Annotated in this window: 20 protein-coding genes; 19 read left to right on the top strand and 1 reads right to left on the bottom strand. The window is 51.1% G+C overall.

Going from position 1 to position 22,557, the window contains the following annotated elements:
- The first annotated feature begins 33 nt into the window (after positions 1-33).
- From ACETK5_RS19300 to holA, 6 genes are all read left to right on the top strand, one after another.
- The gene (locus ACETK5_RS19300; protein ID WP_326112476.1) at positions 34-702 is read left to right on the top strand and encodes a ComEA family DNA-binding protein; all 669 of its coding nucleotides are present in this window, start codon (positions 34-36) and stop codon (positions 700-702) included.
- A gap of 48 nt (positions 703-750) precedes the next feature.
- The gene (locus ACETK5_RS19295; protein WP_100535884.1) at positions 751-1,269 is read left to right on the top strand and encodes a deoxycytidylate deaminase; all 519 of its coding nucleotides are present in this window, start codon (positions 751-753) and stop codon (positions 1,267-1,269) included.
- 118 nt (positions 1,270-1,387) lie between these two features.
- The gene (locus ACETK5_RS19290; protein WP_394057160.1) at positions 1,388-4,111 is read left to right on the top strand and encodes a ComEC/Rec2 family competence protein; all 2,724 of its coding nucleotides are present in this window, start codon (positions 1,388-1,390) and stop codon (positions 4,109-4,111) included.
- A gap of 183 nt (positions 4,112-4,294) precedes the next feature.
- Positions 4,295-4,843, top strand: coding sequence for an RNA polymerase sigma factor (locus tag ACETK5_RS19285; RefSeq protein WP_036644490.1), 549 nt, complete (start codon positions 4,295-4,297; stop codon positions 4,841-4,843).
- Positions 4,840-6,108 carry a zf-HC2 domain-containing protein gene (locus tag ACETK5_RS19280; RefSeq protein WP_326112474.1) on the top strand — a complete coding sequence of 423 codons (1,269 nt, stop codon included), beginning with the start codon at positions 4,840-4,842 and terminating at the stop codon, positions 6,106-6,108. The genes ACETK5_RS19285 and ACETK5_RS19280 overlap by 4 nt, the downstream gene beginning before the upstream one ends.
- A gap of 289 nt (positions 6,109-6,397) precedes the next feature.
- Entirely contained in the window at positions 6,398-7,417 is a 1,020-nt protein-coding gene (gene holA / locus ACETK5_RS19275) for a DNA polymerase III subunit delta (RefSeq protein ID WP_326112473.1), read from the top strand.
- Positions 7,418-7,654: 237 nt separating this feature from the next.
- Here holA and rpsT read toward each other — a convergent pair whose 3' ends face one another.
- Positions 7,655-7,927 (bottom strand): 30S ribosomal protein S20, encoded by a 273-nt coding sequence (gene rpsT / locus ACETK5_RS19270; RefSeq protein WP_053489175.1) that lies wholly within the window; start codon positions 7,925-7,927, stop codon positions 7,655-7,657.
- Between the two features lie 162 nt (positions 7,928-8,089).
- Here rpsT and gpr point away from each other — a divergent pair, with 162 nt between their 5' ends.
- The 13 genes from gpr (at position 8,090) to ACETK5_RS19205 (ending at position 22,466) form a co-directional block, all read left to right on the top strand.
- Positions 8,090-9,091, top strand: coding sequence for a GPR endopeptidase (gene gpr / locus ACETK5_RS19265; RefSeq protein ID WP_394057157.1), 1,002 nt, complete (start codon positions 8,090-8,092; stop codon positions 9,089-9,091).
- A gap of 166 nt (positions 9,092-9,257) precedes the next feature.
- A complete protein-coding gene (locus ACETK5_RS19260) occupies positions 9,258-10,634 on the top strand; it encodes a stage II sporulation protein P (RefSeq protein WP_394057155.1) in 1,377 nt (458 codons plus the stop codon).
- Between the two features lie 55 nt (positions 10,635-10,689).
- Entirely contained in the window at positions 10,690-11,100 is a 411-nt protein-coding gene (locus ACETK5_RS19255; protein ID WP_394057154.1) for a hypothetical protein, read from the top strand.
- Positions 11,101-11,188: 88 nt separating this feature from the next.
- On the top strand, positions 11,189-13,006 hold the full coding sequence (gene lepA, locus ACETK5_RS19250) for a translation elongation factor 4 (RefSeq protein WP_100535890.1): 1,818 nt from the start codon (positions 11,189-11,191) through the stop codon (positions 13,004-13,006).
- Positions 13,007-13,397: 391 nt separating this feature from the next.
- On the top strand, positions 13,398-14,564 hold the full coding sequence (gene hemW / locus ACETK5_RS19245; RefSeq protein ID WP_100535891.1) for a radical SAM family heme chaperone HemW: 1,167 nt from the start codon (positions 13,398-13,400) through the stop codon (positions 14,562-14,564).
- Positions 14,565-14,639: 75 nt separating this feature from the next.
- Positions 14,640-15,101 carry an N-acetyltransferase gene (locus ACETK5_RS19240; RefSeq protein WP_100535892.1) on the top strand — a complete coding sequence of 154 codons (462 nt, stop codon included), beginning with the start codon at positions 14,640-14,642 and terminating at the stop codon, positions 15,099-15,101.
- Positions 15,102-15,209: 108 nt separating this feature from the next.
- Positions 15,210-16,244, top strand: a complete 1,035-nt coding sequence (gene hrcA, locus ACETK5_RS19235; protein WP_100535893.1) for a heat-inducible transcriptional repressor HrcA — start codon at positions 15,210-15,212, stop codon at positions 16,242-16,244.
- 13 nt (positions 16,245-16,257) lie between these two features.
- Positions 16,258-17,799: a TCP-1/cpn60 chaperonin family protein gene (locus ACETK5_RS19230; RefSeq protein WP_100535894.1), complete on the top strand. Its 1,542-nt coding sequence runs from the start codon at positions 16,258-16,260 to the stop codon at positions 17,797-17,799.
- A gap of 63 nt (positions 17,800-17,862) precedes the next feature.
- A complete protein-coding gene (gene grpE, locus ACETK5_RS19225; protein WP_100535895.1) occupies positions 17,863-18,474 on the top strand; it encodes a nucleotide exchange factor GrpE in 612 nt (203 codons plus the stop codon).
- A gap of 85 nt (positions 18,475-18,559) precedes the next feature.
- The gene (gene dnaK / locus ACETK5_RS19220; RefSeq protein WP_100535896.1) at positions 18,560-20,398 is read left to right on the top strand and encodes a molecular chaperone DnaK; all 1,839 of its coding nucleotides are present in this window, start codon (positions 18,560-18,562) and stop codon (positions 20,396-20,398) included.
- Positions 20,399-20,491: 93 nt separating this feature from the next.
- Complete coding sequence (dnaJ, locus tag ACETK5_RS19215; RefSeq protein ID WP_100535897.1) at positions 20,492-21,610, top strand: molecular chaperone DnaJ; 1,119 nt, start codon at positions 20,492-20,494, stop codon at positions 21,608-21,610.
- Between the two features lie 232 nt (positions 21,611-21,842).
- Entirely contained in the window at positions 21,843-22,214 is a 372-nt protein-coding gene (locus ACETK5_RS19210; protein ID WP_100535898.1) for a hypothetical protein, read from the top strand.
- A gap of 51 nt (positions 22,215-22,265) precedes the next feature.
- Positions 22,266-22,466 (top strand): YfhD family protein, encoded by a 201-nt coding sequence (locus ACETK5_RS19205; RefSeq protein WP_100535899.1) that lies wholly within the window; start codon positions 22,266-22,268, stop codon positions 22,464-22,466.
- Positions 22,467-22,557: the final 91 nt, after the last annotated feature.

The raw sequence follows: 22,557 nt of genomic DNA, 5'->3' as shown, positions 1-22,557 counted from the left end.
CAGATGAACTTTAATGTTAAGGAGGGGTCATAGATGAAACGGATATCTTTAGGTTGGAGTCTAGCCGCGACGATTGCCGGCTGTGGGTTTATTTTGTTTGCCGGCGGTACGGATCGGGGGATCGAGGGCTGGCAGCCGCTAAACGATCAGCTGGAGCAGGTGGTTGCCATCGAAGACAATGCGGGTGTGAAGACGTCCGGGGCTGATTCCCGGCATAAGGATGTGGAACAGGCTGAAGCCTCTGCTGAAGCCGGAACAGATTCGAAGAATGCTGCAAAGACCGCTCAGGCTGGGCAAATCGAACCTGCAAGTAACGTGAAGGACCCCATGCCAAACCACGACCAAGGTGCGGCAGGGAGCAGTATAGCAGATCATACGGCTCCTTCTTCAGCTTCTGCCCAATCTGCTTCGTCTTCAGTTCCGCCTCAGGCTGAAGATGTCGGTCAGCAGTTACAGCAACAAGCCCCTGTTAACCGTACAGCACAGCCACCAGCAGCTCCGGATTCATCCGGGTTGATTAATGTCAACACGGCGGATGCTGCAGCGCTTATGGAGCTGCCTGGCATTGGCGAAGCGAAGGCCAAGGCCATTATCGATTACCGGAATCAGTTCGGTCCATTTCGAAGTCAGGCTGACTTGATGAACGTAAAAGGCATCGGGCCCAAAATGCTGGAGAAGATGAAGCCTTACGTCGGACTTTAGCTATGTGCTACAATAAAGGGGATATTGATAAGGAACAGGTGACAGATGATGAGTGCAGATCAACGTAAAGATTGGGATACTTATTTCATGGATATTGCCTTTATGGTTTCTACCCGCTCTCAATGCCCGCGGCGTCATGTCGGTGCGGTGCTGGTGCAGGGGAAGAAACTGCTCGGAACGGCTTATAACGGTGCGCCGATGGGAGTGCCTGATTGCTCGGAAGCGGGTTGTATGATCGCTGAGGATTATGAATTGGTTGTACAGGACGGTAAGGAGAGCATGGTGAAGAAACAGCGCTGCATCCGGACTATTCATGCCGAGCAGAATCTGCTGCTATTCACGGACCGGATCGATAGGGAAGGCAGTACGGTGTACGTGACGGATGAGCCCTGCTGGACCTGTGCGAATATGCTTGCCAACAGCGGCATTGTCGAGGTTGTGTTCCACCGTCCTTATCCGAAGGATTCGGGCAAGGTGTCCCGCATGATGGAACAGAAGGGGATTTTGTTCCGGCAGCTTGAAGCGTATGAGCCGCCGCGCGAAACCTTGATGACGGTAGCGGAATGATTCATGAATATAAGGTTATGGAAAAAAATGAATAGAAAATCACAGAGGAAGGACCTTTGACTGCGATATGCAGGCAAAGGTTCTTTTTCATTTAATGATGAAGGGATTTGTTCAGATCATGAAGCGAAGGCCGTTACTTGTGTTTACCGTGTTTTGGGTAATCGGCAGTGGTGCCGCATGCCTGTACGATGGATGGAGGCTGGCCGTGATTGCTGCCGGGCTGATTCTCATACTGCTTGCTGTATGTCATTGGGCAGGGGCGGGGCGTCTTTTTTCACTCTGCATGCTGTTCTCCTTGTGCGTGTCGGGTACTTACTGGGAATGGCATGACGCGGTGAATGTAAGTGATTTCGAGCAGGTCCTCTCCGGGGAGACATCGACGGATACCGTTCCTGTTACTGCGTTCGGTGTAATCACATCCCCTATAGAAGCGGATGGTGACCGTGCGGATTTCAATGTTTCACTGCATCAAGCTGCTCTCACGCTAGCCGAGCCTCCAGCGTCGCAAAAGCAAGCGAATCCGGATAACGGCTCCATGCTGAAGACGGATGATATCGTGAGGGTTCAAGTAAAACTTCTGGACAAAAAGGAGCTGGAGATCGTTAACCGTTGGCAGCGCGGGGACCGCATCGAGCTGACGGGAGAGTTGCAAAAACCTGGAGAAGCCCGCAATTTTGACGGATTTGATTATCTTCAATATTTGCGAACCCAGAACATTCATTGGATGATCAAAGTGAAAGGCTCTGAACAAGCGCAGGTTACCCCGCCTGAAAGCTGGAAATTAGGCCATATTCTACGATGGACTGATGCCGTTCGCGAGAAGCTCGGGGGCAAGCTGGATCAATTGTACGACGGAATCCATGCAGGTTATATGAAGGGACTTGTCATTGGCAATCAGGATGATCTGGATCCCGATACGTTTATGGAGTTCTCGCGTTTGGGATTGACTCATATTCTTGCGATATCGGGCATGCATGTGGCTGTGGTTGTGGGATGCCTCTTATTCGTATGCACAACCCTTCGAATGACGAGGGAGACTTCGCTGACTGTGGTCATGTGGCTGATTCCCGTATATGTCCTGCTTACCGGGGCGAGTCCTTCTATCGTCCGTGCCGGCATCATGGGGATGATCGGTTTGTATGCCGCACGACGGCGACTTTTGAAGGATGGACTGCATATTCTTAGTGTTGCCGCGCTCGCTATGCTGCTGTGGAACCCGTATTTTCTTGTAAACGTCAGCTTTCAGTTGTCATTCATCGTGACTGCGGGCTTGATGATATTCGTACCGAAGCTGATGCCGCTGCTGACATTCTTGCCCCGCTGGCTTGCGGGAACCGTCGGAATCACGGTCGTAGCGCAGTTGATCTCCTTTCCCCTTACCATTTATTATTTCAACCAAGTGTCGCTGATATCGGTCTTTGCCAATTTGATCCTGGTTCCGGTTATTAGCCTTGTGGTTCTTCCGTTAGGAATGGTGTCTTTGCTGATGGGGTGGGTATGGATGGGAGGAGCTGGCTGGTTGGCGGCTGTAACGGAATGGCTAAACCAAATAACGTTCCGAATCGTTGAATGGATGAATGGTTCATCCGCTTTTATGACATTGTGGCCATCCCCGTCGTTAGCCTGGATTCTGTGTTATTTTGTTGTTCTGTATTCATTGCTGTCCATTCTGAAGAAGAGATCCGGAAGTCGCCAAGAAGAGCGGAGCGGGTCGGATGATACCGTTCCATTGGCAGGACACGTACCCTTGGATAGTAAAAGAAGCTTGTCTGGGGCAACCGGCATGTTTCCGCTTGTGGATCAATGGGCCGGTGCGTTGCGATGGAGAGGTTTTCTTCGCGCCAGTGATTATATCGAACGCTACGCAGCGAGAACTGCAATCGTGCTGCTGTCCGGAGCTTTGGTTTTTCTGCTGTACGGCGGCTATCAATCTCCATCTATGCACGGAGCGGGACTCGTGCAATTCCTGGATGTGGGACAAGGGGATGCGATATTGGTAACAACACCTGAAGGCAAGCACGTACTCATTGACGGTGGTGGAACGGTGAATTTTCGGAAGGAGAAGGATGCCTGGAAGGAAAGAAAGGCTCCATACGAGGTGGGAGCGAAGGTGGTGGTTCCGTTGTTGAAAAAACGGGGCGTGCACCAGCTTGAGGCTGTCATCATGACCCATGGAGACCAGGATCATATAGGCGGTCTGCAGGCGGTTTTGCAGGAAATCCCCGTAAAATCGGTTGTGTTCAATGGGACCTTGACCGAATCCGCCACCTTCAGAAAACTGATGTTAACGGCCGTTCAGCAGGGCATTCCCATTTACGAAGCAGGAGTTGATCGGGAAGTATGGAAGCTTGACAGTCATACGGAAATACAATTTTTAGCACCTGTTTTCCTAGAAAATGGAGAAGCGAAAAAACCATTACCGTTGATTAAGGAGCAGAATCATGCTTCACTAGTATTTGTCCTTCAGATGAACGGCAGTCGTTTCTTATTTACAGGTGACACGGACCAAGCCGCCGAACATAAAATATTGCTGCACCTGGAGGAACGATCTCCACAAGATGATTTAGTTTCACGGGGTGCTGCTGCCGATGACCGGATCGATGTCATGAAGGTTGCCCATCACGGAAGCAAAACCTCGACATCCGCGCTATGGTTGAATGCATGGAAGCCGAAGGCATCGGTTATTTCCGCTGGCGTCAACAATATGTACGGCCACCCTCATCCGGATGTGGTTGGCCGGTTGGAACGTTCCTCGACGCTCATCTATCAGACCAACCTTCAAGGTGAAATACAGATGAGGATCAAGGAGGGACAAATTGAGACGCGTACGAAGCTTCCGTAAAGGCAGCCGCTGTCCTTGGGACATCGATTCGTAGTATGATCTTTTATAGGAAAATGCAGCGGTGACTATCATCTTTATATTTGGTATAGTTAGATGAAGTTTCTAAAAAAATAATAGGTTACATACTGCAACATTTTTTTTATTCTATCCGTCTGTATGTATGCAGGGAGAGGGGGATCCACTGTGGTGGAGCAGGGACTCATAAGAGCCGCTCAATCGGGCGATCGCGACGCTCTAATCACCCTATTGCGAGAAATTGAGCAACATGTTTACCGAACTGCTTATTATATTTTAAACAATGAACAGGATGCCATGGATGCAGCCCAGGAAGCACTTATACGTGTATATACGAAGATTAACTCCTACGAGGAGAAGGCTCAGTTCAAAACTTGGGTCCAACGGATTGTCACCAACATATGCATTGATAAATTCCGCAGGACCAAGCCGACGGTTTCCATCGATGAACATGATCTGGTGTTTCGGGATAATCTTGATGTAGAACGGGAAGTGATGTCGGGATATTTGGCCCAGGATATTCAGGAAGCCATTAATCAACTGCCGGATCATCATCGCACGGTCATTGTCTTAAGGTATTTGCAGGATCTATCCTACAACGAAATTGCTGATTGTCTGAACCTCCCGCTCAATACGGTGAAATCCTATTTGTTCAGGGCCAGGCAGCAGCTGCAGAATATGCTCCAAGAGCATCAGAAAGGTGGTGTATCAGGATGAATTGCCAAGAGGTGGTGGAACGTATGCACCGGTATTTGGACCGGGATCTCACTTCGGAGGAGACGGCCCAAATGTACCAGCATATTGCCGTGTGCCCCATGTGTGCGGAGACCTTTAATATATTGAAATCATTGAACAGAGAGCTTGAGGATCTTCCGGCCGTAACCCCGCCTGTCAGTCTGGTAGACGCTATCATGCCTAGACTGGATGCCATCGACCGTGATCGCCAGAACCTTGTTGAACCTCCAGTCGTGAAAAGCCAGGAGCCAGCCGAAATGATGCCGGAAATGCGGCGTCCGCGACGTGCGGGCAGCTGGTGGAGCACGATTGGCGGGAGAACTGCTATCGGGGCCGCCGCGGCTGTACTTATTTTCGGCGTAGCGATCTTTAATCATGAACCGAAGATGTTATCCGATGCGGAGATTCCATACGAAGAGGCTAGCACGACCAGTGCCGGGGCGAATGACGAATCGGCTGCGACGCAGAGTCAGGAAATGGCTCAGCCGTTTGCCGCCGAAGGCGGCACGGAGACGGGTGGCGAATCGAATGAGGGAAACGATTCTTCCGCAAGTCTGCGGAGTTCGCCATCGGAATCGTCATCGGAAGCTAATGCCGACACTGCCCCGGATGATACGAAGGCAACACAGGAGCCATCGGATGCGGCTAATGGCACCAAAAAAGATGTCACAGCACCCGATACTTCGGTCCAAAAGAAAGATAATGGGGAACCTCAAGCGTCAGACCAACCTGCAACGAGCAACAATGAGGTGCCAAAAAACAATACCACAAGTCCGTCTGACCCTCCCGCCAGTGAACCGGAGCAGGGCTCTGAGACCATGGATGCCCAGACTTCGCCTACGGAATCGGCAGATACCTCGTCAGAGATGGTGCCTCCAATTAGCGATCCTTCCGGCGATGCAGGCACGGGAAGCACGGAATCATCCGACAGGTCAACCGGATCGTACCAAGGACTGGCGATAGTACCGGAACAGTGGTCGTCCCCGGACGGTCTCTACCGAGCTTCGCTTGAAGCCGATCATCTGATTATCTATCGTCTGCCATCGGGAAGCCAAACTTCGCCTGAGGCGGTTGAAACGGTTGAGACGATTCCGCTCGGCGGAAGCTGGGTATCCGGTCAATGGTCAGAGGACGGCTTAACGTTTAAGTACAAGGTGCAGACCCATAACGAATTGGTTGAATCCGTCTATTCCGTTGAGAAGTCTCAGCCACCGGCGTCTACGGGGCAGAAGCAGCCAAAACCATAGAAATGTTCAGAGATATATACAATCGGTGCACCAATGCCGGGAGATATGAATACACTATATATTAGAGAGAGCATGATACCAACTACCGTCGTATGACCGGCGGCGAGGTGTTTCTAGAGCATACTTGCCGGCGTTTATATAGATGTGTTGGGACGAAGGGACCTTGCCGCTGCCAAAAGCCGAGGTCTCTTTGTTTTCGTATGGGCGATTTCATTTTTATGCTTGTCGTCTATCGCATTCAGGCACTCTTTTTTGGTATAGTGTACAGAGTAGAAAGGGGGGGACGCCGATGGATGCCAAAGCGGCGGCCAAGGCGGTTAAGCAGGGAGATGTGTCTGCCGTCTATTTGTTGTATGGCAGCGAGAAATTTCAAATGAAGGAATTCGCCGAATTTCTGGAAGCCCAGCTGATCCCGAAAGAAGACCGTGATTTTGCCTTTGTTCATATGGATTTAGGGGAAGTTCCGATTCAAACGGTTATTGAAGAAGCGGAGACGGTTCCTTTTATGGTTCAGAAAAAACTGATCATGGTGAGGGATACGGCATTTTTTACCGCAGCAAAAGATAACGGGAAAGTGGATCATCGTCCAGAGGCTTTGCTGGATTATTTGACCAATCCTGCTGATTATAGCGTGATTGTCTTTATGGTTGGACAAGAAAAGCTGGATGAACGCAAAAAGGTAGTCAAGGCAGTCAAGAAATCGGGGGTTGCATTGTCCTTCATGCCTTTGGGCGGAGAGGATTTGATTCGTTGGGTGGACAAGCAGGTGAAGAAAAGTGACTGCACGCTGCGGGAAGGTGCGGCAGAGGCGATCGTGCGAAATGCGGGAACTAGTCTTCAGGCCTTGTCAGGCGAGATCGAAAAGCTGTGTTTATATGCCGGTGCTGGCGGAGCGATTGATGTTGCAACCGTGGATATGCTGGTGGCGCGAAGCACGGAACAGAATGTGTTTGCGCTAGTAGAGGATATTGCAAATCTCCGATTGGACAAGGCACTCGGCATCTATTACGAGCTGCTGAAGCAGCGCGAGGAGCCGATCAAGATTGCGGCGCTGATTACCAGACAGTTTCGGATTATTCTGCAGGTGAAGACTCTATCTACCCAGAGCTACTCGCAGCAGCAAATTGCTTCCCAGATCGGATTGCATCCCTATGCGGTGAAGATTGCGGGCGAGCAAGCCCGCAAGTTTGAGACGGCGCGCCTTGAAGGCATACTGAACCACCTGGCGAATCTGGATTACCAGATGAAGACGGGGGCCGTGGATAAGGTGCTGGGGATTGAATTGTTTCTGCTGCGGCTTGGGGCTTAACATAACATATCCGCAACAAGTTAAGAGCGTATGGCCGCGGGAGCAGTCGTACGCTCTTTTTCTCGAGAGATCAGAAAAGTATGTACTTCAGAGGCTTACCAACTTGATCTCGCAAGAGAAAAATCCGCTATACGCGGTTGTCTACCGAGAAGAGTACGTCGATCAACAAACCACAAAAAGCCCTGAGCAGCGTGAACTGTTCAGGGCTTTTTCCATGTCGTATTCAACAAACGTTACTTACGCCTGGGACGTAAGAGCGTTCAGTCTTTTCGCCAGACGGGACTTCTTGCGGGCAGCTGCGTTCTTATGGATCAGGCCCTTCGTAACGGCTTTATCAAGCTTCTTGGAAGCAGCTTGGAAAGCAACTTTAGCAGCTTCGATTTCTGTACCGTTCAACGCTACGTCAGCAGTTTTAACAGCTGTGCGAAGCGCGGATTTTTGAGAAATGTTAAGCGCGTGGCGTTTGTCACTTGTCTTTACACGTTTAATCGCGGATTTGATGTTTGGCATTACATTCACCTCCTGTAAGGCATTTCAATAGAGCGAAATGATTCACAACTTAAAATATTTTAGCATGGGGGTGGACAAAAAGCAATACTCATTCGGACTTCTGCATAATCTCTCCCCTACTCTCGCACACTACTAGCAATATGAGGAGGAGTGTGAATTTATATGGATCTGGATCTGCAAAAATATTCGGTCCGAACGGACCTGGCGGTGGAATCAAGAGAACTGGCGGGAGGCAAAGGGAGTGCGCCCCTTCCTGGTGTAATGGAGGATGTGGTGCAGGAGGACGGAATCAAGATTACAAGGCTGGACGTGGAGAACGATGCGGCCTCTAAGCAAATCGGAAGAGTAAAGGGCCATTATGTCACGTTGGAGGTGCCCGATCTTCGCAAGGGGGATACGGGGCTTCAGGATCAAGTGTCTGTTGTCTTCGCCCGTGAGTTTGAGGCATTCATGTCCCGGATCGGGATCGGACCCAAGGCAAGCGTGCTCATTGTCGGGCTCGGGAACTGGAACGTGACGCCGGATTCCCTGGGACCGCTTGTGGTGGAGAACGTGATGGTCACCCGTCAGTATTTCGAGTTGATGCCGGATCGCGTGGCGCCAGGCTATCGTCAGGTCAGTGCCGTAGCGCCAGGCGTGCTCGGTCTGACAGGGATTGAATCAAGCGAAACGGTTCAAGGCATTGTGGAACAAATCCGTCCTGAGCTGATCATCGCCATTGACGCTCTAGCTTCGCGTTCGCTGGAGCGGGTGAATACGACCATCCAGATTGCGGATATCGGAATCCACCCCGGCTCTGGCGTCGGCAATAAGCGCAAGGGATTAACGCAGGAGATTCTCGGGGTCCCCTGCATTGCGATCGGAGTTCCGACCGTCTGCTATGCTTCCACCATCGTTAATAACGCGATTGAGCTCATGAAAGCCCATTTTGGCGAAGGCGCGCCGGAGACGGGCAAAATTATGGGCATGCTCCATGATATACCTGAAGGTGACCGCCTGGCGCTGGTGAAGGAAGTTCTGGAGCCGCTGGGCCATGACCTTATCGTAACGCCAAAGGAGATTGACGAATTTATAGAGGACATCGCCAATATCGTGGCAACCGGCCTGAACGCAGCGCTGCATGAGGCTGTGGATCCAGGCAATGTAGGCGCGTACACGCACTAACCCGGTATAAAAGCTCCGAATCTATCGGAGCTTTTATATTTTTCATGGATCTAGTTCTATCGATTCTCCCCGGTTCATAGATTTGAAATATAAGAGATTACGAAAGTCGCGGGAACGGCGGAATGATGGCCGTTATAGCTCCCGGCGAACCGAGGAGGACATCGTTATGAACAATCGCAAGTTTCGCATCTGGAATATTGCCAGACTGAAACGAAAGGTTATGGAAGGTCTGAGCATGGGTCGAACGCTCGTTATATTGATGCTAGGCTCTCTTATATTTTTTATTTTGCTAGGGCTCGGAGGGATGGCGGAACAGCGGATGAATTCCTCGCCCGTATCGTCAATGAAAGGGTTGGCGGCTTCGTTATCCAGCCATTTTTTCATCGATATGATCGGCATGGAGATGCCACATATGACGGCTTCCAAAGAGACCTCAAGCTTCTCCGGCGAGAAAATGTCGACCTTCGTCTTTGAACTGCTTACGAGCGTGAACCCCAGGGACCCGAAAAGCCTTCTTGCGGGAGAACTGCCAGGCATGAAGGCAAACCAACCGGTACAGCTGTCTCACGGCTCCGGTAACGAGGATGGGGAGGCACCGGCGGATTACCGGCCGGATCCAGCGGAGGGGCAGACGGAAGGCGATCCTGCTGATGCCGGGGAAGAGCCGCCGCAAGGCGGTCGGGGAGATATCGGCAATGAAGGCAATGGCGAGGATGCCCCGGATCAGGGCACGGAGGACGAGCCGGGCAGTAAGAATGAGCCTGGAAACACATCTAAAGACGGAAAGTCCACGAATGGAAAGAAAGCCGTTCTCATCTATCATTCTCACCCACAGGAAGCATATAACCCGCTGCTCTCGCATCCATCTGACAATCCGGGGGCTGTATCCCCGAGTAAAAACGTCATGCTGGTAGGAAGCTTTCTGAGTAAAAGACTTGAAGCCAACGGAATTGGCACCCTGCATGATAAAAGCGACTACCAATCTACCATCGAAGGGTACAATTACAACTTTTCTTATAAATACTCGCGCCAGATGGTCATGGAGGCCATGTCCCAGAACGACGGCATTCAATACCTGATCGATATCCATCGGGATTCGCAGCGCTATAAAAAAACGACGGCAACCGTCAACGGCGTTAACTACGCCAAGGTTTACTTCATCATCGGACATGCGAACGAGAACTGGAGACAGAACGAGGCGTTTGCAAGCAAAATCAATGCCAAGCTGGAACAGTCCTATCCCGGGGTATCTCGGGGCGTGTGGGGCAAATCGGCGGATCAAGGGAACGGGGAATATAATCAATCCCTGTCACCGAACAGCATCCTGATTGAAATCGGCGGCATCGATAATACGAAGGAAGAATTGCAGCGGACGGCTGAAGCGTTGGCGGACATCATTGCAGATGTGTACTGGCAGGAACAAGAGGCGGAAAAAGCCAGCGTGAAAAAAGAAGATGATCAAACGAAGAAGCAGTCCGTTTCGGCGGCACCCAAGGGCGGAAGCAAAAAAGGTACGGAGGATCAAGCAGCCAAAGCAGGTTAACAGCCCGGCGGCAACTGCGGAGCAAGCGTGAACGGGTAAATCGGGGAGGGACTCAGTGATGTCAAGAACGGGAAAACGGTTGGTGGCTCTTATCATATGGACAGGCATCGGCATATTGGTCGGCATGCAGCTTGGCGGGGCAAAGGCACCAGTACCGGGAGACGGTACCGGAGCCGTGCAAACTGTGCAGCAAGACCATATTCAGAATCCGCAAGGCGGGGCTGCCCAAGGGAATGGATGGGGAGGGACACGCAAGAACCCTCCCGCATCAGAGTCCGCTGTTCTAGAACAAGACGCTCGTAAGACACTGCCCGAATATGAGCCTATGCCTAGCGACATCCTGCTTCCCGAACGCTCGCAGCCGCCTGCCGATGTGCTTGCCGACAAGACGGCAGGACTGCTCCAGCAGCTGTCTGACAAAAGCATACGCTGGGTCGTGTCGATGTTCGGATCGATCACGGAATAAATTCACCTTTATTCTCAGCATTGCTGTGCATCCCCTCAACTGGTATAATAAGTTGATTCAAACATCTGGTGGTTGTTGGGGGTTAGGCATGACAGACGTACAAGTTAGACAACAAAAAATTCGTAATTTCTGTATCATTGCACATATAGACCATGGGAAATCGACGCTTGCTGACCGTATCTTGGAATTTACGGGGGCATTAACTTCGCGTGAAATGCAAGAGCAGGTACTGGATCAGATGGATCTGGAGAGAGAGCGCGGGATTACCATCAAATTGCAGGCCGTTCGCCTGAATTACAAATCCGATGACGGCGAGGAGTATATATTGAACCTGATTGATACTCCAGGGCACGTCGACTTTACGTATGAGGTATCCCGAAGCCTGGCCGCTTGTGAAGGCGCGCTGCTCGTAGTGGATGCTGCACAGGGAATTGAAGCGCAGACCTTGGCCAACGTATATTTGGCACTGGATAACAATCTCGAAATTCTGCCCGTCATTAACAAAATTGACCTGCCAAGCGCCGATCCCGAGCGGGTGAAGCAGGAAGTTGAGGATGTCATCGGACTGGATGCCAGCGATGCGGTATTAGCTTCTGCCAAGGCGGGTATCGGAATCAAGGAAATTCTGGAGCAGGTGGTTCAGAAAGTGCCTGCGCCAACAGGCGATTCGGAAGAACCGCTGAAAGCGCTGATTTTCGACTCCCATTATGATCCTTATAAAGGTGTCATTGTATATGTGCGCGTTATTGACGGAAGTATTAAAGCCGGCTCCAAGATCAAGATGATGGCCACCGGCAAAACCTTCGAGGTCATTGAGGTGGGGGCGTTTAAGCCGCGCATGTCCATCGTGGACGAGCTTAACGTCGGAGATGTCGGTTTCATCGTGGCTGGCATCAAGAGTGTTGGCGATACGCAGGTCGGCGATACGGTAACGGATGCCAAGCGTCCGACGGCCCAGCCGCTCCCGGGTTACCGCAAAATCAACCCGATGGTATTCTGCGGTCTGTATCCAATCGAAACGTCAGACTACAATGATCTGCGCGAGGCGCTCGAGAAGCTGCAGCTTAATGATGCATCGCTAAGCTTTGAGCCGGAGACATCCAGCGCGCTCGGATTCGGTTTCCGTTGCGGATTCTTGGGCCTGCTGCACATGGATGTCATTCAGGAGCGGATTGAACGCGAGTTTAATATACCGCTGATTACAACGGCGCCGAGCGTGATTTACCGCATTACGCTGACGAACGGGGAGCAGATCCAGATCGATAACCCGTCTCATTATCCTGAGGTCGGCAAGGTCGATTATGTCGAAGAGCCTTATGTTAAAGCAGGCATTATCGTTCCGAACGATTACGTCGGGGCGATCATGGAACTCTGCCAAAATAAACGCGGCGAATTCGTAAATATGGAATACCTGGACACAACGCGCGTTACCATTACCTATGAAATTCCGTTGTCGGAAATCGTGTATGATTTCTTCGACCAGTTGAAGTCGAGCACCAAAGGATATGCTTCGTTTGACTACGAGCTGTCCGGGTACCGTCGATCCAACCTGGTCAAAATGGATATTTTGCTCAATGCCGAGCAAGTGGATGCCTTGTCCTTTATTGTGCATAAGGACCGTGCATACCACCGCGGCCGGGCGATTTGCGAGAAGCTGCGCGAGCTGATTCCTCGTCAAATGTTCGAGGTGCCGATTCAAGCTTCTGTCGGTACCAAGGTTGTGGCCCGTGAAACGGTTAAAGCGATGCGCAAAAACGTTCTTGCCAAATGTTACGGCGGTGACATCTCCCGTAAACGGAAACTCCTTGAGAAGCAGAAGGAAGGTAAGAAGCGGATGAAGCAAGTCGGCAGCGTGGAAGTGCCGCAGGAAGCCTTCATGGCGGTACTGAAAATCGACGACAAGTAATTTTGCCTAGGAATAGCAGGCCTTCGAGGTAACGGGCTGGGCTGGTCCTACGGATATAGTCTGATGAAGTAAATGATGGGGAAAGCCGATTCTCGGCTTTCCTTTCTTTCATTCCAAGAGGCATCGCGTTATAGTAGAGAAGGAACTTCTGAGAAGTTACTTAAAGAGGTTGTTCAAAAAGTCATCTTTTGATCACGAAGCAGCACATGAAGCTAAATCGACATCGAATATTGAATTCAGCCGGGCCTTCCGGTGCTCACGTAGGTTTTGCCTACGCTCCGCTCCTCAGTCCCTAGCTTCATCCAACCTTCTCGGTGCTGAAAACCTGACTTTTTGAACTCGCACTTAAAGTAAGTCATGCTAGAGGTGTACATGAGGGGGCAAGAAAAGAATGACGGCAAACGATCAACGGACGGAAGCGGTGTACATTCACATTCCGTTTTGTACCAATAAATGTTTTTACTGCGACTTCAATTCCTATGTATTGAAGGATCAGCCGGTGATGGATTATCTGCGGGCGCTGGATAAGGAGATGGAGCTGACCGTTCAGGCCAACCCGCCGGGACGAATCAAAAGCATTTTTGTAGGCGGCGGGACCCCTACGGTGCTGAAGCCAAATGAAATGGAATACTTCCTGCAGAGCGTGAAGCGCCATTTTCCGGAATGGTCCGATCGTATTGAATTTTCGATGGAAGCGAATCCCGGCACAACAGATTTGGAGAAACTGTCCGTCATGCGCGAAGGCGGCGTGAACCGGATCAGCTTCGGGGTGCAGGCCTTCCAGAACAGCTTGCTGACCGGCATCGGCCGGATTCACGATACGGATGATGTGTATCGAAGTCTCGAGAACGCGAGAACGGCAGGCTTTGATAACATGTCCATCGATTTGATGTTCGGTCTCCCGAACCAAACCTTGGACATGCTTGCGGAAAGCGTGGATAAGGCGCTAGAGCTTGGACTCCCGCATTATTCAATCTACAGCTTGAAGGTTGAAGAAAATACGCTGTTCCATACGATGTACCAGCGAAACCAGCTGCCGCTTCCGGATGAGGAGGACGAGCTGAATATGTATCTTCTATTAATGGAGCGGATGAAGGCTGCCGGATATAAACAGTATGAGATCAGTAATTTTGCCAAACCCGGCTTTGAGAGCCGGCATAACATGACATACTGGCGCAACGAGGATTATTATGGCTTGGGCGCGGGAGCGCACGGATACGTCGGTCGTCAGCGCCATGTGAACATTAAAGGCGTCAACCCATATAATGAAGCAGCGAATCAAGGACTTCCGCGATTGGAGAGCTTTGAGGTATCAAGGGAAGAAGCGATGGAGGATTTCCTCATGGTCGGGCTCCGAGTGCTGGATGGCGTGTCTCGCAGCCGATTCCGGCAGCAATTCGGGACTTCCATGGAAGAAGTATTCGCCGGCCCGCTGAATAAAATGGTAGGTGCGGGACTTCTCGACTCCACGGATGACGGATATAAACTGAGCAGTAAAGGCATTTTGTTTGGCAACGATGTGTTCGCCGAATTTATAGGCAGCTTGTCAGCAAATTAATCTATTGAACTTATATGCGCTCTGTTGTATATTTATTCATAACATGACGGAGCGTGTAAAGGGGAGACGGACACCATGTCGGCGGTATGCAGAAAGGCGAAGTTAGAGGATGTCGAGCCGCTGTATCAGATGATTCAGGGTTATGCGGAAAAGGGGATTATGCTGCCCCGGTCCAAAAAAGTGCTGGAGAAACAAATCGGGGAATTCGTTGTAGCCGAATCCGAAGGGAACGTGATCGGCTGCGGTTCGTTGTGTCAGCTGGGAAATGATCTGGTGGAGATTCGTTCACTCGGTATCTCTGATGGATATAAAGGGCAAGGAATCGGCTCCATGCTGGTGGACTCCCTTCTGGAAGAAGCGAAACGTCGTGAGCTTCCGAAAGTGATGGCCTTGACGTATGAGGTATCCTTTTTCATCAAAAACGGCTTTGCCGTCGTGGAGAAGGAGATTTTTCCGGAGAAAGTATGGACCGACTGCATTCACTGCAAGAAGCAGCATGCATGTGACGAAATAGCTGTTCTTAAAGTACTGAACTGACTTGACAATCCTCAGGTCGGTTTGGTATTTTTGTTATATCGGTTAGCACTCGATGGCGATGAGTGCTAACGAAAGTGAAAATAAGCAGTCAGCAAGGAGGGGAGCGACATGTTAACAGATCGTCAACGCATGATTTTGAATGCCATTGTGGATGACTATATCCGTTCTGCCGAACCGGTTGGTTCAAGAAGCATTTCCAAACGCGGGGATGTCGGATACAGTCCGGCAACCATTCGTAACGAGATGGCTGATCTGGAGGAACTCGGCTTTCTGGAGCAGCCTCATACATCAGCTGGACGAATTCCGTCACATAAAGGATATCGTTATTATGTTGATCATCTCACGTCGTCGTTTTCCTTGAACCCTGCGGAACTGCATATGATGAAATCCTTTTTTGCAGAAAAGCTGAACGTGATGGAGCAGATGATACAGCATACAGCCGGCATTCTGTCTCAGATGACTAATTACACTTCCATCCTGCTGGGACCGGAAGTTTTTCATACGTCTTTGCGTCACTTCCAGCTTCTTCCTCTTCATGAGGATCAAGCGGTAGCCATCATCGTAACCAGCACAGGGCAAGTCGAGAACAAGATTGTTTCGATTCCGCAGGGTGTATCCGTTTCGGATCTGGAGCAAGTGGTAAATCTTCTGAACAAGAAGCTGGTCAATGTGCCTCTATATAAACTCAAGACCCGTTTGTATACGGAGATTGGTGAGGAAATGCAGCGGCATATTTCACATTATGAAGATCTCATGAGTATGCTGGATATCGCCCTCAACAATGAACCAGACCATCGCGGCGTATATCTCAGCGGCACGACCCACATGCTGAATCAGCCGGAGTTCAAGGATGTTGATAAGGTAAGGGAAATTTTCGAGCTTCTGGAGCAGACACCCGCGCTGATGAAGCTCATGGCCCCTGCTCCCGGTGAGCATGGTGTCCAGGTGAAGATCGGTACGGAGAATACGCATGAAGCGATTTCCAATTGCAGTTTGATCACTGCGACTTATTCGATCGACGGAAAAGCGCTAGGTTCGATTGGCATTCTCGGTCCTACAAGAATGGAATATGCACGGGTGATCGGCATCTTGAATGTGTTATCCCATGACCTGACGAAGCTGCTGTCACACTGGTACAAATAAAGGAGTGAGACAGATGAGCCAAGGACAACATAGCCAAGTGGACGGAGATGAACGTTATTCTACGCTATTGAACAACAGTAATGCCGTCCGGGCCGTCACGTCCGCTGTAGAAGGCACGCTTGGTCCCAAGGGGCTCGACGTGATGCTGGTGGGTCCCCGCGGCGAAGTGGTCATTACCAATGATGGGGTGACGATTCTGGATAAAATGGATGTCACCCACCCGGCAGCGCGCCTTCTCATTCAGGTGGCACGAGCGCAGCAGGAGAAAATCGGCGACGGAACCACAACCGCTACCGTGCTTGCAGGCGCACTTGTGCAGGAAGGAGTCTCCCGCATAACCCGCGGGGTGCCTGCTTCCAAGGTGGTGGAAGGACTGCGTCAGGGAATTGAGAAGTCGATGCAGCTCTTAACCAAACGGGTTCGGCAGATTGACGGATTGGATGATCCGCTTCTGGAACGGACGGTGTACGTTGCGGGGCGGGAACGGAAGGACATCGTGGAGCTGATTATGCAAGCCGCGCGGAAAGCCGGAATCACCCGTCTTCAGGACCCATCCTACTCGCTTGCAGACAGTATAATTGCCCTGGAGAATGCCGAGAATGAAGTGTTCGAGGGGGTACTGCTCCGGCAGCGGCCGATCTTCGCCCGCGAGTCCAAGTCTTATGACGATGCAAAAGTGTTGGTGCTGTATGATTCTCTTGAGCCGGATGAGATTGATGATGAGGCGCTCACAACCGAAGCCGGATTTGCGCAGTATATGGACCTCCGAAAAGTGTTCGCTTCCGATTTAGAGAGATTGTCCGAGCTGTCCGTAAAACTCATCCTGCTTGAAAAAGGCATCCATCCGGATGCGGAGCAGTTTTGCCTGGATCACGGCATAATGGTGGTGCCGCGCGTGTCACGTGCGGATCTTCGCCGGGTAAGCGATATGACGGGATCTACTCCCGTACGCCGTAAGGCGTTACATAAAGACTCGAAGGAGCTTGCGGCCCTTCTGGGTGATACCCCGCGTGTCGCTTATGATGAAGGCATCGAGAAAATCAGGCTGGCCAGCGGTAGCCAAGACCGGGACCGTATCGTGACGGTCATTGTTGGGGCAAGCACTTCGGAAGTAGTAGGCGAGGCGGCCCGAATTGCGGGAGATGCGGCCTCGGCACTGCAGGCTGCCGTTTCCGGCGGTGTCCTTCCGGGTGGCGGGACAAGCGAACTCGCGGTGTCCTACGAGTTGGAACGAATCCGGGAGGCTCAGAAAGGCATGGAAGCCTTCGGCATGGAAGCCGTTTCGGCGGCGCTGCGCAAGCCGATGTCGCAGATACTTCTCAATGCCGGTTACAATCCGCTCGAGAAGATGGAAGAAGTTCGAGCAGCGCAAATCCGTGCAGACTCGGATTGCATGGGCATTGATTGCGACAGCGGCCGGGTTGTGGATTATGAGGAGCTGGGCGTGCTGGATCCGGCTCCGGTCAAACTTCACGGCCTGCGGGCAGCCGGCGAAGTTGCCGCAGCCGTGCTGCGGATTCACCACGTGATCAAGATGAAAGAAATAGGCGAATAACGCTTAAAGGATAAAATGAATCACAGACAGTCTGTTTTATAATATGAAGGAGGTGAAGGCGTCTTGAATAATGAGCATAAGGATGCCGTTCAAGATACAGTTACAGAAGAAACGATGGAAGAAACTTTCGAAAACACGCCAAACTCGGGTGAGAGCAGGTCTGCGGAGGAAGCCGTAAATCCCGAACAGGAGATTCCTGTAACCGAGTCGGCTGATGAAGCCGGATCAGCCGAGCTTGAGAAGCTTCAGGCCGAGGTGCTGGAGCACCAGCAGCGTACCCTGCGAGTACAAGCGGATTTCGATAACTTCCGTCGTCGCACCCAGAAGGAGAAAGAAGATCTGGGCAAATATGCTTCCTCCAAACTGATTACGGAGCTTCTGCCTGTCATCGACAACTTTGAGCGTGCCCTTCAGGCATCCGAGGAGAATCCGGAGTTTGAATCCTTCTCCAAGGGAGTCAGCATGATCTTCCGCCAGTTGGAATCGGTCCTCGCTACCGAAGGCTTGACGGCAATGAAGAGCGTAGGCGAGCCATTCAATCCGGAGTATCACCAAGCGATCATGCAGGTGGAAAGCGATGAATACGAGGAAGGCATCGTGGTTGAGGAAGTGCAGAAGGGGTATATGCTAAAAGATAAAGTATTAAGACCTGCGATGGTTAAAGTGAGCATGTAAGCGACTTTCGATAGTCGTTTATCATATAAAAATTGATGAAGATCATGCGAGGATTCGCGTGAATGAATAAGGAGGAAAATTTTACATGAGCAAAGTTATTGGTATCGACTTAGGAACAACCAACTCCTGCGTAGCCGTAATGGAGGGTGGGGAAGCAGTAGTTATTCCGAATCCGGAGGGTGCTCGTACGACTCCATCCGTTGTCGGATTTAAGAAAGACGGCGAGCGTATCGTTGGGGATACAGCGAAGCGTCAAGCGATCACCAACCCGGATCGCACCATTATCTCCATTAAGCGTCATATGGGTACAAATCACAAAGAAACGATCGACGGCAAAGACTACACGCCGCAAGAAATCTCTGCCATCATTCTGCAGAAGCTGAAATCCGATGCGGAAGCTTACCTGGGCCAACCTGTAACCCAGGCGGTTATTACGGTTCCTGCATACTTTAATGACAGCCAGCGTCAAGCGACCAAGGATGCCGGTAAAATCGCAGGTCTTGAGGTTCTCCGTATCGTCAACGAGCCAACTGCTGCTGCATTGGCTTACGGCATGGAGAAATCCGAAGACCAAACCATCCTGGTATATGACCTTGGCGGCGGTACATTCGACGTTTCCATTCTGGAATTGGGCGATGGCTTCTTCGAAGTAAAAGCAACCAGCGGGGACAACCAGCTTGGCGGCGACGACTTTGACCAAGTGATCATTGACTACCTGGTAGCCGAATTCAAGAAAGAGCAAGGCATCGATCTCAGCAAAGACAAGGCAGCCGTTCAACGTCTGAAAGACGCTGCGGAAAAAGCGAAAAAGGAATTGTCCGGCGTACTGACAACTACGATTTCGCTGCCGTTCATCACGGTTGCTGACGGCGTGCCTCAGCATCTTGAGATCAACCTGACTCGTGCTAAATTCGAAGAATTGTCTGCTTCCCTTGTAGAGCGTACGCTTGGCCCGACTCGTCAAGCGCTTAGCGATGCAGGTTTGACAGCTAACGATATTCATAAAATCGTCCTTGTCGGCGGTTCCACTCGTATTCCTGCCGTACAGGAAGCGATTAAGAAATTGACAGGCAAAGAGCCTCACAAAGGCGTCAACCCTGACGAAGTGGTTGCTCTTGGAGCAGCTGTTCAAGCCGGCGTATTGACAGGTGACGTTAAAGACGTCGTATTGCTCGACGTAACTCCGTTGTCCCTCGGTATCGAGACAGCAGGCGGCGTATTCACCAAAATGATCGACCGCAACACCACGATTCCGACAAGCAAATCCCAAGTATTCTCCACGTATGCCGATAACCAGCCGAGCGTTGAAATTCACGTGCTGCAAGGTGAGCGCGAAATGGCTGCCGGCAACAAAACGCTGGGACGCTTCATGCTTGGAGACATTCCTCCAGCACCACGCGGCGTGCCGCAAATCGAAGTTACCTTCGATATCGATGCGAACGGGATCGTAAACGTTTCGGCGACGGATAAAGGTACAGGCAAGAGCCAGAAGATCACGATCACGTCCTCCAGCGGCTTGAGCGATGCTGAAGTTGAACAAATGATGAAGGACGCCGAGCTTCATGCCGAAGAAGACCGTAAACGCAAAGAGCTGGTAGAAGCTCGCAACAATGCGGACCAACTCGTATACACGACCGAAAAAACACTCAAGGATCTGGGCGACAAAGTCGACGCTTCCGAAGTGGAAAAAGCGAACGAAGCGAAAGACAAAGTGAAGAAGGCCCTTGAATCCGATAACCTCGAAGAGATTAACGCTTCGGTAGAGGAGCTGACTCAAATCGTACAGCAGCTGTCCGTGAAGCTGTATGAGCAAGCAGCACAAGAGCAGCAGGGTGCTGAAGGCGCCGACTCAGGTGCTGCTAATAAAGACAATGTCGTAGATGCAGATTACGAGGTTGTTGACGAAGATAAAAACAAAGGTTAATCTGAATAGATTGTATGGGAAGGTCAAAGCTGCGCATCTTCGCACTTTGGCTTTCCTTATGTAAAAGAGTAATAAAGAGATTGGGGTGAAACCGTGGCTGATAAGCGTGATTATTATGAGGTGCTCGGTGTCGGCAAGGATGCATCGGACGATGAGATCAAGAAGGCGTACCGCAAAATGGCTCGCCAGTATCATCCGGACGTGAACAAAGCCGCTGACGCGGAAGCCAAATTCAAGGAAGTGAAAGAGGCTTACGACGTATTGAGCGATGGTCAGAAGCGTGCGCAATATGACCAGTATGGTCATATCGATCCGAACCAAGGCATGGGCGGAGGCGGTTTCTCCGGTGATTTCGGCGGTTTTGGAGATATATTCGATATGTTCTTTGGCGGCAATGGACGCCGTGATCCGAATGCGCCTCAGCGGGGGAACGATCTGCAATATACGATGACGGTTGAATTTAAGGAAGCGGTATTCGGTAAGGAAACGGATATTACCATTCCGAGAACGGAGACATGCGATACATGTCACGGCTCCGGTGCGAAGCCGGGCACGCAGCCGCATACATGTTCAGTGTGTAACGGCAGCGGGCAGCAAGAAGTCGTGCAAAATACGCCGTTTGGACGCATGGTAAACCGCCGTGCTTGCTCGAACTGTAACGGAACTGGGAAAATCATCAAAGACCGCTGCTCGACTTGTAACGGTAATGGCAAAGTGAAGAAGCAGCGCAAGATTCATGTTCGCGTGCCTGCCGGCGTGGACGACGGAGCTCAACTTCGCATGACAGGTGAAGGCGAAGGCGGTTTCCGCGGCGGCCCGGCCGGTGACTTGTATATCGTCATCCGCGTGAAGCCGCATGACTTCTTCGAACGCGAAGGGGACGATATTTATTGCGAAGTGCCGCTTACCTTTGCTCAGGCTGCGCTTGGCGACGAGATTGAGATCCCGACGCTGACGGAGAGAGTGAAGCTGAAGATCCCGGCCGGTACGCAGACGGGAACCTTCTTCCGCCTGAAAGGCAAAGGGGTGCCTCGGCTTCGCGGCATGGGACAGGGTGACCAGCACGTCAAGGTTGTGGTCGTTACGCCAAGCAAGCTGAGTGATGAACAGAAAGAGCTGCTTCGTCAGTTTGCTTCCCTTGATGGCGAACAGACCCATGAGCAGGAACAGTCTTTCTTTGACCGTGTAAAAAAAGCTTTCCGCGGTGACTAATACAAACTTATGGGGTTAACCCCCCTCATAGCTTAAAGAACAGCAGCAGGCTTAAGGTAATCAACCTTGGGCCTGCTGTTTTTTTGTTTCTGGGAACGGAAGGGTGCCTTTAGGTGTTCTGTCAGCTTAAACAGCCCGATTCCTCAAGAATAAAACCCTTGACGATGAAGCAACCTAGGGAAGTTCCATCTAGGAAGATGCAATCTTGAATAGGAAATGCAGGTGATATGAAATGGCAGAGAAAAATATTTTGGCATATTTCAAAAGTCCGGAAGAAGCCCAGCATGCAGCCCGTAAATTACAGTCGCTGCGCGTTGCGGATATGTCCATCGACCGGTTTAGCGCCGATCCCGGCGGGGAGCTCAACAATCCGATGAATCCGTTGACAGGCAACATTGCAAGCTTAACAACACTGACCTTAAATGCGGATATTTCGGGCCCGGGGGCCGGTATTCTCGGGGCGGCGGACCCGTCCGCCAGCGGGATGAGCCGCGCCGGGGAGGACGGAACCGAAGGCCGGGATATTTTGCTGACGGTTGTACTGGACGAAGGTGTCTTCCCGCAAGCCATGCGGTTAATCGAAGAATCCGGCGGCATGATTTGAGGTTACAGGCACAAACTCTGAGTGTTTATATCGGAAAGGAGAATAACACCCATGATGAGACGCGTAAAAAAAGGGAAGATCTCGAGCAAAACCGAGAAGATGATTGCGCTGCAATCCGCCAAGGCGGAGGATGTTGAATTTTCGGCAATGGCAGCCGACCACGATGATGTGGAAGCGCTGCGCAGAAGCGAGGCGGCGGATGAACGCCAATTGAAGAAAATTCTCGATGAAACCAGTAAAAATGTAGATTAATCGTTATGGTTATAGCTTATGAAGAGCCCTCTTACCTACTTGTTACAGAGGTGGTAAGCAGGGCTTTTTTTGAAGAGATAAGAAAGTATAA

Source organism: Paenibacillus ilasis, from assembly GCF_043195395.1.
In the GTDB taxonomy this organism is placed as follows: Bacteria; Bacillota; Bacilli; order Paenibacillales; family Paenibacillaceae; genus Paenibacillus_AQ; species Paenibacillus_AQ lautus.
Note: the sequence above shows the minus strand (reverse complement) of the source record. Positions and strands in the feature narration are given on the sequence as shown.